General features: G+C 47.8%; 12 protein-coding genes and 1 pseudogene. 5 read left to right on the top strand and 8 right to left on the bottom strand.

Features of this window, described 5'->3' with window-relative positions; translation table 11 throughout:
- Positions 1-13: 13 nt before the first annotated feature.
- The 8 genes and pseudogenes from EL633_RS14995 to EL633_RS14960 form a co-directional block, all read right to left on the bottom strand.
- A pseudogene (locus EL633_RS14995) lies at positions 14-451 on the bottom strand (DUF4291 family protein); the annotation flags it as partial.
- Between the two features lie 38 nt (positions 452-489).
- Entirely contained in the window at positions 490-3,576 is a 3,087-nt protein-coding gene (locus EL633_RS14990) for an nSTAND1 domain-containing NTPase (RefSeq protein WP_161982162.1), read from the bottom strand.
- Between the two features lie 56 nt (positions 3,577-3,632).
- Positions 3,633-3,974: a CU044_2847 family protein gene (locus EL633_RS14985; RefSeq protein ID WP_126627955.1), complete on the bottom strand. Its 342-nt coding sequence runs from the start codon at positions 3,972-3,974 to the stop codon at positions 3,633-3,635.
- A gap of 805 nt (positions 3,975-4,779) precedes the next feature.
- Entirely contained in the window at positions 4,780-5,001 is a 222-nt protein-coding gene (locus tag EL633_RS14980; protein ID WP_126627954.1) for a hypothetical protein, read from the bottom strand.
- 444 nt (positions 5,002-5,445) lie between these two features.
- Complete coding sequence (locus EL633_RS14975; RefSeq protein WP_126627953.1) at positions 5,446-6,879, bottom strand: UDP-N-acetylmuramoyl-tripeptide--D-alanyl-D-alanine ligase; 1,434 nt, start codon at positions 6,877-6,879, stop codon at positions 5,446-5,448.
- Between the two features lie 229 nt (positions 6,880-7,108).
- A complete protein-coding gene (locus EL633_RS14970) occupies positions 7,109-7,555 on the bottom strand; it encodes a GNAT family N-acetyltransferase (RefSeq protein WP_126627952.1) in 447 nt (148 codons plus the stop codon).
- Positions 7,552-8,598 carry a D-alanine--(R)-lactate ligase gene (gene vanA / locus EL633_RS14965; RefSeq protein ID WP_126627951.1) on the bottom strand — a complete coding sequence of 349 codons (1,047 nt, stop codon included), beginning with the start codon at positions 8,596-8,598 and terminating at the stop codon, positions 7,552-7,554. The genes EL633_RS14970 and vanA overlap by 4 nt, the downstream gene beginning before the upstream one ends.
- A gap of 15 nt (positions 8,599-8,613) precedes the next feature.
- A complete protein-coding gene (locus EL633_RS14960; RefSeq protein WP_126627950.1) occupies positions 8,614-9,612 on the bottom strand; it encodes a D-isomer specific 2-hydroxyacid dehydrogenase family protein in 999 nt (332 codons plus the stop codon).
- A gap of 363 nt (positions 9,613-9,975) precedes the next feature.
- On the opposite strand from EL633_RS14960, the gene EL633_RS14955 reads away from it, so the two are divergent.
- The 5 genes from EL633_RS14955 to EL633_RS14940 all read left to right on the top strand — a co-directional run bounded on the left by EL633_RS14955 (position 9,976) and on the right by EL633_RS14940 (position 13,810).
- Positions 9,976-11,070, top strand: a complete 1,095-nt coding sequence (locus EL633_RS14955; protein ID WP_126627949.1) for a M15 family metallopeptidase — start codon at positions 9,976-9,978, stop codon at positions 11,068-11,070.
- A gap of 81 nt (positions 11,071-11,151) precedes the next feature.
- The gene (locus tag EL633_RS37500) at positions 11,152-11,364 is read left to right on the top strand and encodes a hypothetical protein (protein WP_246039229.1); all 213 of its coding nucleotides are present in this window, start codon (positions 11,152-11,154) and stop codon (positions 11,362-11,364) included.
- 2 nt (positions 11,365-11,366) lie between these two features.
- Entirely contained in the window at positions 11,367-11,855 is a 489-nt protein-coding gene (locus EL633_RS14950; protein WP_246039217.1) for a cysteine peptidase family C39 domain-containing protein, read from the top strand.
- Positions 11,856-12,029: 174 nt separating this feature from the next.
- Positions 12,030-12,710, top strand: coding sequence for a response regulator transcription factor (locus tag EL633_RS14945; protein WP_126627947.1), 681 nt, complete (start codon positions 12,030-12,032; stop codon positions 12,708-12,710).
- A complete protein-coding gene (locus tag EL633_RS14940; protein WP_126627946.1) occupies positions 12,707-13,810 on the top strand; it encodes a sensor histidine kinase in 1,104 nt (367 codons plus the stop codon). Before EL633_RS14945 ends, EL633_RS14940 begins: the two co-directional genes overlap by 4 nt.
- The last annotated feature ends 407 nt before the right edge of the window (positions 13,811-14,217 follow it).

Below are 14,217 nucleotides of genomic sequence, written 5' to 3'. Positions count from 1 at the left end.
GAGAGGCCGCACGTCAGTGGCAGCCATACCCTGGCATACCGATGTGTCGCTTGCATGGATACACACGTTCGCCAGGCAACAAGGCCTTCGCTTTCACTTCCTTGCCCTCTTGCAAGAGGGTAGAGATCTTTCTCACCAGGGGAGTTGCATCTCGAATCTCCACGATCCATTCATGAACATACTGCTCAATAATAGAGCGACTCAGACCCACTTGAATACTATTGATAGGAAGGCTCTTGCCTCTGAGAGACCGTTCAGGATCCCATTGCACATGGACACGTGCCTGCTCAAACTGCGTGGCCCACTCGTCATAACTACGGTAAACCGATGAATCATACGCGGTCAACACAGCCTGCGAAAGCGCCTCCTCCCATCCATGCCGTGTCATGCGAATAGCCAGGATCATTTCCTGGCCCGATTTGCGTCCCCAGTTGCTGCGTTCCACAAGCCAGAGAAAAGAGGGTTAAGTGTACCACAAACAATCTTTGATTACCCATTCTGTCCGTACTCAGACGATGGAGTTCGGCAGCCATACAGTTGTGGTGAATCACAATCAGAGGAATTATCGTGGAAGGAATTTGTGCGACCTAAGTGTAATTGGCTTAAGACTGGATACTCAAAAGCGATATCACCACTATGACCTCCCAGGGGGGACAATGGCAGAGCGGGGATATTGTGTGCCTTATTTTGAGTTATGGTATTGTTGGTAATAGTGACAAACGTGCTTGGATCAATCCAGCTCGCGATAAAAATAGCGCCTCCATCCCCTCCCTTTATAGTATTGTTAGAAATGGTACTGTTAGAAATGGTAAGCTTGCCTGGATCAGAAGCAGTAAGATTGTCAAAATAGATGCCTCCACCTCCGACAGTGGCGACAGCATCGAAGCCAGTTAATGATCTATTGGTAAGACAGTTTGCGGATACACCATCACTATTGATAACATTGTTGCCAGAAACATCACTATGGTTAATTTCTAATGTACCACCACGCTCGACATGAATACCTCCTCCTCCATTTTCCAAACAATAGACCATATGAAATATATTATCACTTACAGCACTATTCATCAGTTCTACTATGCCACCTACACTTGAGATACCGATACGATCATTACCAGATACAGCACTGTGTCGTATGATCATGTGTCCTGAAGTAACGCTAATTGCTGCGTCGCTATTCTCATCAGCAAATTGGTGTTTGTGGGTAACGATACAATCAGTAAGCGTCACTATTCCTGTGGTCTTCATATTTCCTGTGCCATGCGCTTTGATAGGTGCCGCATCAAACACGAGGTTCGATAGCGTGACGGTGGCCTGAGGATTTATATCAACTCCATAGCCTGCAATCGTGATGTTTCGTGTGCTGGGTCCTCGAATAGTCAGGTTCTTGGTAATAGTGAGATCACCTGTTGTCAAGCGTATTATTCCACTGATATCTTGTGCAAACGTGATGACATCACCTGTATGCGCCCTTGCAATATCTTGTCGCAGTGATCCTACACCATCATTGTCTAGTGTCGTCACCTGGTTGATATTAGACTCTCTTTGTAATTGGAGAAACAGTCCCGCAGATGTCCCAAAAATCAGTACAACCACAAGAATAGCTGAGATAGCATACCAACGGGAGAGGGCATGATGACGAACGCTCGCGCGAAGAAATGCTCTCTCCTCCTGATTCAAGTCACATTCATGATCTTTCAACTGCTCGTTAGCCTCTGCGAGATCACGCCCTCTGAGCAACGTATTGGTATCATGGGAATTCGTCCATGCACGGACACGTTTCTCAAGTTCCTGATGCCATAGAAGAAATTGGCGATCGTTTTCTAGCCATGTCTTTAGCTTTCCCCATTTCCGTGGCAATATATCGTGGATGATCTCTACCGTTTCCTGGTTGCTTTGTAGATCGCGATCTGTTGTCAGCAGGCGTTTTTCTACGAGATGCTGTATGACTTGCTGGACATGTTCTTGCTCATGTCCACGTTGATAGAATGAGAGTATCGGTCGCCGACGTCGGCTATCAAGCACGCCTTGCTCTTTCTCTCCTACATACATAAGACCAGTAAAGATGCGACGAGCAAGTTGCCGTTCTTCTTCACTCTTCAGTTCACGAAAGGTTTGCTCGGCCCAGCGTGTCAAAGCGCCTGCTACCGCACCTATTTTACGGTATTCCTCGAAAAGGAGCATCCCTTTTCGGCGTCTTTTCCAGAGTTCATACAGTGCAAACTCCAGAAGGGGAAGTACAGCGCTTCGTCCAACCTGCCCTCTGTCTTCATCTTCCAGAGAAGCTTCTAGCGTATCTCTCACAATAATCTCAACCAGGCCCTCCTCAAATAGGAGCCCTACTGCCTCTGCAGGTTTTTGCACCATAGCGGTCAACTCATCTTGCTTGATGGTTTGTGGAACATGAAGAGGGCCTCTATGTTGTTCCAACAATACCATTAATGTTTCATACGGTGTGATACGACTGTAAAAGTCATCTCGCATGATGAGCATGACAGAAATGGATACAGGGGATTGTACAAGAGATATTATTTGCTCAATAAATTGTTTGCGGAGAGGATCAGCACAGTTCACGAATAGTTCTTCAAATTGATCAACGATGAGCAGTAACCTTTCCTGCTCAGGATGCTGACGTTGCCATGCTCGTGCACCTTGGATGAGATCATCTCCACCATCTGAGAAACCCTGGTTCGCTAGCTCATCAAAAGGACTATTGGTGGGACGGGTCACAAGAACTCCCCACTGGTCACTCCCTGGTATCTTTCCGCTCTTCAATTGTGGGACAACCCCTGCTTGCACAACAGATGACTTTCCGCTACCAGAGGGCCCCAAAATAATGAGAAAGCCTGGCTCATGGCGCAATCGGCTTAGGATGCTATCAACAAACTTTTGGCGACCAAAGAAAAATTCAGTATCAGCTTCACTAAACGCTGCCAGACCGAGATAAGGACACACATCGGATATATGGAGCACTGGACACACATCACGCAGAGTTTCTGTAGACACGGCAAAAGCGGTCGTTTGAAGTCGATGATACTGATCTGGTTTAGTGATATCAGAAACCATCCCTATTACACGTCGCCCCAAAATATCCCAAACCGGGGCTCCACTAAAACCAATGGTAATTTCGCCTGACTGTAGCTGGAGAATGGGCCTTCCAGTTTCTTTTGATACTCTGACAACTCTGCCACTTCCCCCCAAACCCTCTCGGTCACCAATATCAGGAAACCCAAATACTGAAATAGTGTGCCCACTCGTCCCTTCAGCAGGTCCTAATGGTAATGGTTGTACACCCAGGGGAAGCGTCCCTTCGAGTTGTAGAATAGCCACATCACCCATATTCCAGGGAAGCCACCATGGTACTAAAATACGAGCGTCTTGCTCATCGCCAGTTGCATGGAAAATAACGGTTACCTTCTCTGGACGAGGTTCTCCCTGTTCTTGTAATATGTCCCGCTGAATAACGTGAGAACACGTTGCAATCAAGCCGGACTCCGAGATTAGAAAGCCGGTTCCAGCCGTTTTCCTCTCGCGATCAAGAATACGGACAATACCTCGTATTAACTTATCGTGCAAGAAATTCCTCCATATAATTGACATACATCTACATATTCAATAGATCGTCCATCACATTATAGAGTGCTTTTCTGCTCCTCTTGCTTCCAGCGCAACGTTACTTTATAGTTTGCCTCTGTACTAGCAGAGGCGATCACTACCCCGGCGATGGCACTCATATTAAATCCAAATTCCATCTCAATCTCATCGGGCTTATGTGCCAATGTGCGAAGTGTATGAATCACCTTTTCCGTGGCGGGACGAATTTTACTGAGCGCCTGCTCAAAGGTATCTTTCGCTTCTTCAGCAAATTCACTGCGGTGACGAGAAGCGCGAATGGTTCCTTCTGGCTGCGGGCCATCGGCCTCTACTATAATAGTACTACCATCTTCTATTTTGAATTCGATAAAATGCTTCATGGCTGTTTCCTCAATCAGTTGTCTTCAAGTATGATTTCCCTATCGAACAACCGTAATATATTTTTCAGGAGAGCTCAACAATAAGCAGTTTCTCAGGTACTCTTCAGCCGTCCAGAGAGATCTCATTGGAACAATCACCTGATTCAAGGTACGCCAATCTGGCTGCCTAGAACGAGGTGATCCTCTTTGTGGGCACAAAATGCTCAATGATTTCTTCACACCGCTTCATAGATTCCTATCCATTCATATATACTCACAAATGCCAACGGCACTGAAATCGTGATCTGCTGGTCATTCAATTCAATAGTAACAATCAAAGCAACATCCTGGCAAGTGATTAAGAAAAAGATGTACTATAATACTATAGACTATATTTTTTGATATTGATGTTGCTTATTCCAAATCAAGCAGATAACTCACATTCACTGTACGATGACAAGTCATGACGGTCAAGAGGCGCATCTGCTCGATGACTATCAGTTTGTTTATGAACGCGGCCGGCATCATACCGCCCTGCTCGCTGGACCATGGTTATCCCAAAAATCACATCTCAGCCATCATTCCTTCACACCGTGTCCAGAGGGAGTCATGATTGGCGATATCACTATTCCAGGACATCTCACCCAAAGGGACGCCGTGAGGAACAACTGTTCCCAGATGGTTTTGAGGCCCATCCATTAATGTAAGATGAGGGAGTCATGATCGTGTGTTCCTTTCACATTGCTTTGGTGAACAAATTCCTCCTTCTCTGTTCCTCAAATGTGAACAGCATGTTTGCTACCAAATATGCTATTCTGAAAAGAGATTACAAGGTAGCGTTCTCCCCGGCAAGCACAAAGGAGGGGAACAGTTCTCTACCGAACAACTGGCCCTGATTGTTCGTCAAAGAAAGAGGGAATAGCAGTGAAACAGCAGAAAGCCGATCGTCACCCAGCAGATTCTGGCCTGCGATATCTTTTTGTTTGTGCTTGATGGCCAGGTCCCCGATGAAGGAGCATGTGTGGAACTTGGCATCGCTTATTGCCAAAGAACACTCCAGCACAGCCGAAAATTGCTGCTTGGTTCACAGACTGACAGCCGGGCAGCGTTCCTGGGTTCAAAACTCAATCCAATGATCCGGGTCCCACTCGATGGTATTGCCCCACGAGGACAAGGGTCGGCAGCTTATGGGGAGGGGATACATTCAGCTTTGCATGTGTGTGTGAGCGTGTAGATCGCGTAGCAAACCCATCTTTCGCTAAAAATGGATCGGGAGCAGGGGCGCATGATTGTTGTAACAGAGCAGTTTCGTGAAGACAGACAGTATCCAGCCAGACATCCATGAGTCCCCCCTTCTTCCTCTTCAAACCAAGCGCCTCCTCTATGGAGTGAAAAACGTACGCACCTGGTGGAAAAGGGATGCTCTCTCCAGGAGATTATCCCTTCTTTTGCTCCTTCCAATGGAGCAGCATCACTGTATAGTCTATGTAGACTAGAGCATTGCAAGCATTGTTTCCATCTGCATGCCACGTGATCCTTTAAGGAGTACGAGATCGTCGGGCCGTAGCTCATGCTTGAGGAGATCAGCGGCGGCACGTTTGGCGGTTTCTAATTCCGCACTGTTGTTCACGTCAGCACTAAAATAGTACGTGTGCTTTTCGGGCATACCCGCGGCGATAGCGCCCTCAACGTAGAAACGGGCCTGATCACCGATGGCGATGAGATAGTCCACACGACCAGCCAGAGAGGAACCACACATGGAGTGTTCGGCGCGTGCGTAGGTACCAAGCTGGAAGATATCGCCCAGAATGGCCCAGCGCTTCCCATTGGGATAATGACTTGTGTTGTGCATAGCGCTAGTAATGGCGAGAATCGACTGGCGATTGGCGTTATAGCTATCGTCGATGAGGATACTGTTGTTGGGACCAGTCTTGATTTCGCAGCGTCCTGGTGCGGGTAAGAGATCTTCCAAAGCCGAGGCGATATCATCCAGTGACATCTCTGCCGCGCAACCAGCTGCTGCCGCAGCGAGGGCGATGGTGATACCATGTTTGCCCGGAAGGCGAAGCTGAACGGGCCGCTGTTGATCGTGATAGTGCAGTGTGAAGCTGTGCCCGAAGAGGGTATCACCACCGATGTTGCTGGCACGTACCGTAGCACCTTCACCTGTGCCATAGGAGAGAATGCGCGCTTGGGTTTTCGCTGCCATCGTGCGAACAAGTTCATCGTCATAGTTGAGAATGGCGAAGCCGTCGGGGGTGAGAACCCGCACCAGTTCGCTTTTGGCGATGGCGACGCGTTCCTGTGTGCCAAAGTATTCAAGGTGAGCGGCGCCGACAGTGGTAATGATAGACCAGTGGGGGCTGGCAATGGAATTGCAGAGCCAGGTGAGCTCGCCGACATATTGAGCGCCCATCTCCAGCACTGCGTAACGGTATTGTGGCTCCAGGCGCAGGAGCGTGATAGGATAGCCAAGCTCGTGGTTATATGATGCATAAGTTTTCAGGGTGGAGGCTTTATGGCTGAGTACAGCAGCCACCGCATCTTTTGTGCTTGTTTTACCATTGCTTCCGGTAATGCCTATGCGTATGGTGTCTTTCTGACGTTGAGTGCGTGCGCGTGCTGTAGCGTGAAGGGCCGTAAGAATGTCAGGGACGATGATCTGTAGGAAGTCGGGAGGCACATCGTTAACTGGTGTGCTGCAAAGAGCGGCCAGCGCGCCTGCACGAGCAGCAGCAGGAATGAAGTGATGACCGTCGCTGTTTGCTCCTTTGCGAGCAATAAAGAGATCGCCAGGCTCTATCTGGCGACTATCATGGTGTGCCGAGCGAAAGACAAGCTCAGGGTCAGGCGACGTGCTACTGAGTAGATTGGGCCTGGCAACGTCATCCGCATTCCCTTGTAATATGTCATTAAGGGTAAACATCTTAATACATCCTTTGCTCTTAAAAAATAAGAATAAACATTTGAACAAACTAGCCATAGCCGGGCTCGTAGGTATAAAGGTGAATACTGTTTTAGACAGTATTGTAGCTACTCAGGTCCCCAAACCTCGCCAAGACCTTGATAACATATCCATGCAGGATCGTTTACAAAACGCTCACGCCTCTCAGCATGTCAGCACTCACCTGACTTGCCTGGGTGTGGTTTGTCTTTCATAAACGCTTTCGGAACACAAATGAAGTGACGGGCTCGTACCCCATTGTGTGATAGAACTGGTGGGCATCGATGCGAGTCTCACGCGAGCGTAAATACATGCCCCAACATCCCTGCTCGCGTGCCCACTGTTCAGCCGCTTGCAGGAGACGGTGGCCTGTACCACTGCGACGAACGGCCGCATCCACCACCAGTCCTCCGATTTGCGCTTCCGGGTCCGTATGGACGAGGAAGCAGTGATACACATGGACCCACCCGAGCAGATGTCCATCTGCTCGTTCTGCCACAAAGAGCGCATGATCACTTTGCAGCAGAAGAGAAGTCAGCCGAAGCAAGAGATGTCCTGCAGCAACAGGGTATCCTAGCTGTTCACACAAATGTGCCAACTGTTCTGCATCACTGAGGGAGGCAAGGCGAATTGTTACTGATCTGTCGTCATTGCTCATCGTTCATCATCTTTTCCGTTCAATGCAAGCGACACCATCCGGTCGATCACTTCGGCAAATGGCAACCCTGCGGCCGCCATCATTCGCGGATAACGGCTGTATGAAGTCATACCGGGCAAAGTATTGACCTCGTTAAGTACTACCGTTCCATCTTCCTTCAGGAACATATCCACCCGCGAAAGTCCCCTGCATCCCAGGGCGTGATAGATGACTTTTGCCTTCTGCTGAACGAGTAAGCGCTCCTCTGCAGAAAGGTCAGCGGGAACAATTACTGTTGAGTTTTCGGAACCGCTTTCAGGATTATTCTCCTGATGGATTCTGAAGAAGCCATGCGATAGACAAATTTGATCTACCTCGCCTACAAGCAAATCCAGATCGTTCCCTACTATCGCACATCCCACCTCGCTTCCGACGACAACCTCTTCAATCAACACCTTCGAGTCATACTGTCTTGCGGCTTCCACTGCACTCAGCAATTCTTCTTTTCGCGATATCTTGCTGACACCGAAAGATGAACCCGAACGGGCCGGCTTTACAACAACGGGATAAGGAAGCCGGTCGGCGTTAATGTCCTCATCCACCGTGACAACCCAGAAATTTGGCGTAGCAATTCCCGCGTTTCTCACGACGATATACGCAAGAGATTTATCCATACACAGAGCAGAACTTTGGATATCACAGCCTACATAGGGAATGCTGGAAAGCTCTAACAAACCCTGTATCGCACCATCCTCGCCGAGTTTGCCGTGCAAAACGGGAAGCACCATATCCAAACGAATCGTTTTGTATTGTCCCTGTTCCAGAACAAGCAATCCGTGTACGCTTCTGTCCGGTGACAGCAGAGCCGGACGACAATTGTTGTTTTCCCAATTGGCACCAGGGCCGTCACACAACTTCCAGGCTCCGCTCTTCGTAATCCCGATATAGAACGGTTCATACTTCTCGATATCGAGATGCTTTGCGACCTCTTGCGCAGATTTAACGGAGATGGGATGTTCTTCGGAGCAGCCTCCGAATAGAATTGCGATGTTCAACCTATCCATACTCTTTTTTCCTCTCTAAATGACCAATGTGGTGCCAGATGGTGTCCCCAGATTGGATGATCTCCTTGCAAATTTCAGGCAATTGATCAAAGTATTTTCAACCGTATCTCTCAGGGCGTGGTCTGTGTAATAGGCGGTATGCGGAGTAATCAGCACATGCGGTAATTTTTGTAACCGCAACAACAGTTGGCTTTCAATAGGTTTGTTTCTGTAGTCAGCGTAGAATATTCCTTCCTCTCCTTCGAGGACATCCAACGCCGCACCGCCTAACCTGCCGCTTTCCAACGCTAGAAGAAGAGCCTCAGTATCAAGAAGTGAACCACGTCCAGTATTGATAATGAACGCGCCAGGCTTCATCTGCTCGATACGTTGATGATTCAAGAGGTGGTTTGTATCCGCATTAAGTGGTGTATGGAGTGTTACCATGTCGCTCTGCTGTAGCAATGCATCAAGAGGAACATAATTGGCAGAGGTTTTGGGACGATGGTCATAGGCTACTATGCGGCAACCAAAGCCCCGCAGCCGGTCTATAACTGCTGCGCCAATATATCCTGTTCCAATTACCCCGACGGTCATGTCGCGTAATTCTTTCCCGCGTACGTCATGCAATCTGAAGTCGTGAATATCTACACGGCTGAGAGTGGATTTGGTATGTCGAATCACCATAAGCATCAGCATGAGTGTGTAATCAGCCACGCTGGCGGGCGAATACACAACATTTTCAACCGAGATGCCAACACTCTGCGCGAAATCTACATCAATATGATTACATCCACTACTTCTTGTGGAGATATATGCGACGCCAGCCTGACCAAGCGCACGAAGAATGGATTTGGTGATGTGAGTCTTATGATTGACGCTGATGCATTGATTCCCAGATGTCAGTTCAATATTCGCTTCAGATACCGATGCCGCTGTGATAGTTGGTATAACGTCAAAGCGAGACGCCATCTCTCGGAACAAAACAGCCTCGTCCTGTCCGCATCCATATATAGTAATTCCCATTTTTGTCATGATTTATGCACCCACCCTGTTTAAAGCTTTTTGTATTGATGTTTTAGCTAATTAAAAAGGCTTCATAGACGACCTTCTTATTAACTTTGCAGGAGTAAGCGTAGCTGCAAGTTGTGAAAATGATATGAAATGACCCCTATCTCGATCGTTGTGGAAAGACAAAATCCCTCAAAAACAGATCCATGACTGATCAGAGAAAGGTCACGCTTGCTCCTCCCAAAGGTCAAAAACGCCATTCGGGATGATGCCTGAAAGTTACACATCCAGTACCGCTATCTGGGAATTTCATATCATTTTCACACGTAAACGGCATGCTAGTGGATAGAAAGAGCAGACGTTTCGTGATGAAGGAGCAGACGTTTCATGGTTACAGCCGAACATGTAATATATCCAGCAATTCCTCTCGGTGCCGGCCGGGTTCAAGGATGGAGCGATATTCCTATCAGAGAGGACGACAGCCTCGACCCATTAATTCCATTAGGGCCATTATCACAGGAGGCTGAAATTTTAATGACCTCCTCTCTCTATTTTGGTGAACATAGTAATTCACCTTATGCAGAGAATAGAAATACATTAGAAGGGAGCCTGCTAACGCTTTTTGCCCGTCGGTCAGTCGTTCATCGTCTATTAGTCGCGGAGCAACTCTTGCCAATTGGTCATCATCTACTAGTGTTCGATGCTTACAGGTCTTATCAGGTGCAGAAATCGCTGCATGCTTTCTATCAGCAAAAACTCAGAGAAAAGTATCCAGAGATGGACAATGAGGCACTGGAGTCTGAAACCCACAAATATGTGTCGCTTCCATCGATGGATCCAAATAGACCTTCTCCACATACCACAGGCGGATCGGTAGATGTCGCGATTGTAAAACTTGACCAGCCGCATGAAGAGGAGTTGATTCAAATCCGTTCCCACCTGACCGATATTCATCTACCTATTGCCAAGCGGGTTGGTATGGAAATGCGGCTATCAGCAATCATGAGACGCCATGCCAAAATGCTCGATTTTGGTACTGCATTCGATCATGGGGGTGAAAAATCCGCTCTGGCATATTATGAGGCTAAAAGTGCCGCCGGGGAAATCTTAACCGATACTGATATGCTGGCCTGCAACAATCGTCGCTTCCTCTTCGATATTATGACGCAGGCTGGTTTCCAGCCCTACTTTGCAGAATGGTGGCACTTCAACGCACCCGAGTCTCAAATGGGAGCAGCTACTGCCGGACACGCTTACGCAACGTTCGGGGCTGTAGATCTTAATGAAAGCAATAGAGCACATGAAAATACACGTCTTGCAATTCGTCAGGAGGCGCTGAAGCTGCAAAGAGCGGGAGGCCAGGCTGTTGCTCGAACAGCCTTACAAGCTGAAATGCTTACGGCTATTCGCGCAACAGGCGACCCAATACTGGTAGAGGATTGGCCCGCAGAGATTATCGCACCACTAGAAGATGTTTGTTGATAGACCACACCTGACACAGATCTATCCTTAGAGATAAAAGATGAGAGGTTGTAGCTTCAAAAATGAAACGGAATACGTTCGTTGGCACAGTATCTGATGTGCCCTTATCAGGTAGGTATTGTTTTCCCAGAAAAATCTCTTACACCGCCCAATTTGCCAGTCCTGAACTCATTTATTCGTATTGCCATGAGCATTTTGATGGAAGACAAGATCCATGTTGGCGTGAGTTTGGAACTGAAGACGTTGAAGAGTATTGTTTTTGGTGCTCTCGATCTTGCGCAATTGCGTGCTTAAAAATGTGTATTGAAACCCTGGCAAGGCCCAAACAACCTCCAAGCATGATCGAGCTTATTCAGCAGGGTCTTGCTGCAGGTGGATATATCATGCACAATAAACAGGGCGAGTTGGTCAATTTCGGATGGATCTATCAACCACTAGTAGACGTAGGACAGTCCTATGGGATCAAGGGACACGTTTATAAGACGCTCTCTATTGAAGATATCTGCTCTTTGCTTCTGACAGGAGCGCTCGTTATTGCTTCCGTTAGCGACGAAATTGGTGAACGCAATGGCACGCCTATTACCCATAAAGGGGGGCATGTTGTGCTTGTGCATGGCTTTGAATGGTCACATCAGGAGTGTCAAACGCTGCTGATTCACAATTCATCTGGAAGATTTCCAGAGCTCCAGGAAAATGCTGTGATTCCCTACGACAGATTTGCGGCAGCCTTCGCCGGGAGAGGATTTGCATTTTGGTCGGTCGGTAAGAATGATCGGTCTGGCTAGCGCACTCAGTTCAAGGATTGTGGTCGCAACGGTGCGAGGAAACGACACGATCAGCGGCGCCTCATGATTGCGTCCACTCCTCGCTGTTGACAAACAGTGGTACCGTTTCATATCATTTTCACAACTTGCAGCTACACTTATGATTATAACTATGAAGAAGTAGGTACACGAGATATGGAAGTTTTGGTTATTGAAGATGAGGCACCGATTCGTGAGTTTGAAGTGACGTATCTGCATGATGCTGGATACAGAACAATTGAAGCGGTAGATGGACAAACTGCGGTCGAACTGTTTGTAGAACATCAACCCGATCTCGCAATCATTGATATTAACCTGCCAAAAATGAGTGGGCTCGATGTCTGTAAAGCTATCCGAACGACCTCAACCATGCCAATCCTTATAGTCACCGCCCGCGATAGTGATGAAGATGAGGTCAAAGGGCTCTCCATGGGCGCCGACGATTACATCAGAAAACCATTCAACCCAAACGTCTTAGTGGCACGCGTGCAAGCGCTCTTGCGCAGACACGATAGGACAAGGCGACGACACTTTAAGGGTCTGGTTATCGATCCTGAAACCATGTCGATTATGAAGGGTGAGAAGTCTATCATCCTTACCACCACGCGATTCAACCTCTTGCTGGCGCTTGCTTCTCATCCTCGCGCAGTACTTTCGAGGGCGCAACTTGTCAACCAGATTTATAGCGATCCTTCAAGTCATTTTGTCTATGACCGCACCATCGATGCTCACATAAAAGCACTGCGCCAGTCGATTGAGACAGATCCGAAACATCCACAATTTATAGAAACAGTATTCGGTAGCGGCTATCGCTTCATCGGAGAACCAGAGAAATGATAGGTCCAGGTTTCTACTTCTTCCTTTTATGTATCTTTATGATCGCTGTCATCGTCGCTATCGCCATAATGGCGATCCTAGGCATCTTTAAAAGGAGCCCATATGACCGGTTAAGCACTCGTATTGCTGCACTTATACTTGCATCAGGACCCATTACCCTCATTTTAATCCCTGTTTCAAACGAACTTATCGGTCGGGTACTCCTAAATGCCTTTACGACAAAAGGGTCCTTTGCTGCGCTTGCTATCTATGTGCTGATTGCGCTCGGCACTCCCCTGGTGCTTGGTTTACTTGCGGCGCGTTTCGTACGGCGGCCGTTGCACCAGTTTAACGAAGCTATAGCCTCCTTGGAACAAAGCAATTATAAAGTCCAACTCCCGTCAATGGGCATCCGCGAGTTTGACGAAGTCTTTATGAGGTTCAACAATCTCATCCATCGATTACGGCACGAGGAAAAGCTCCGCAAAGACCTCATTTCAGATACCTCACATGAGCTGAATACACCACTGACCACAATGATCGGGCAACTCACTGCCATCCAGGAAGGTAAATATCCTATGACACAGGAGCGAGTAGCCACCCTAAAGGATCAAGCGGAGCGACTTGCAGAGCTGGTACAGCAGCTGGGCGCCTATACAAAAGCCCGAATGCCCGATACTGGCCAGCCTGAAGATATACACTTAAGACCGTTCTGCGAGGAACTCATTAATCACTATAGCCTTGATCTCAAGCAAAAAGGAATTACTGCGAAGCTAGATATTGCAGAGGACTATATCATCCATGCAAACTATGGCGCACTTCAACAGATTCTTACGAATCTTATGCAAAATACTTTGCGCTATTCACAGGCGACAGAAGTCACTATTGAAGCCACTGCACACAAACTTTTGTTTTCAGACAACGGGAAAGGTGTACCGGCCAAAAGCCTCCCCTATCTGTTCGAACGTTTTTACAGAGTAGATCAGTCTCGCAGCAGAACAACAGGAGGTCTTGGACTCGGCTTAGCAATTGTAAGAGAATTAGTTGAGAGCCAGGGTTGGGCTATAAGCGCCGTAGCAGGCCACCCCGGCTTAACATTCGTTCTAAAAATCAATGCATAATTATCGTATCCAGCGATCCAGGCCAATGAATTGCATTAACTGTTTACTTGTTCCTATGATAACCCAAAAACTGCAAAGATAAAGCCGTTTACATCTGCTTCATCATGTTTCCTCCTCATTCTGAGAGCGCCCATGCTGTCGGCAGTATTCCTGGGTGTGGCAGCATGAGTTGCGTTCCATACCGTTGATGTACAGCAACAACCTTTTGCCGCTGAAATGAGGTCGAACCTTCAGATCATTTATCAGCAACACCCCCATGCAACGGAGGCGGCCAGAACGAGATAGGTCAGGTTCAACAACATATGCTTGAACTTGTGACGTCAGAACTCCACGAGCCTATTTAGGCGCCTAAAACCGTCTACCAGCATCTATTTTGAGCTCAAAATCGCAACCAGGGTCTATCAAAA

Source organism: Dictyobacter alpinus (genome assembly GCF_003967575.1).
Taxonomy (GTDB): domain Bacteria; phylum Chloroflexota; class Ktedonobacteria; order Ktedonobacterales; family Ktedonobacteraceae; genus Dictyobacter; species Dictyobacter alpinus.
The sequence above is the reverse complement of the archived record's forward strand: the minus strand, read 5'-3'. Positions and strand labels throughout refer to the sequence as shown.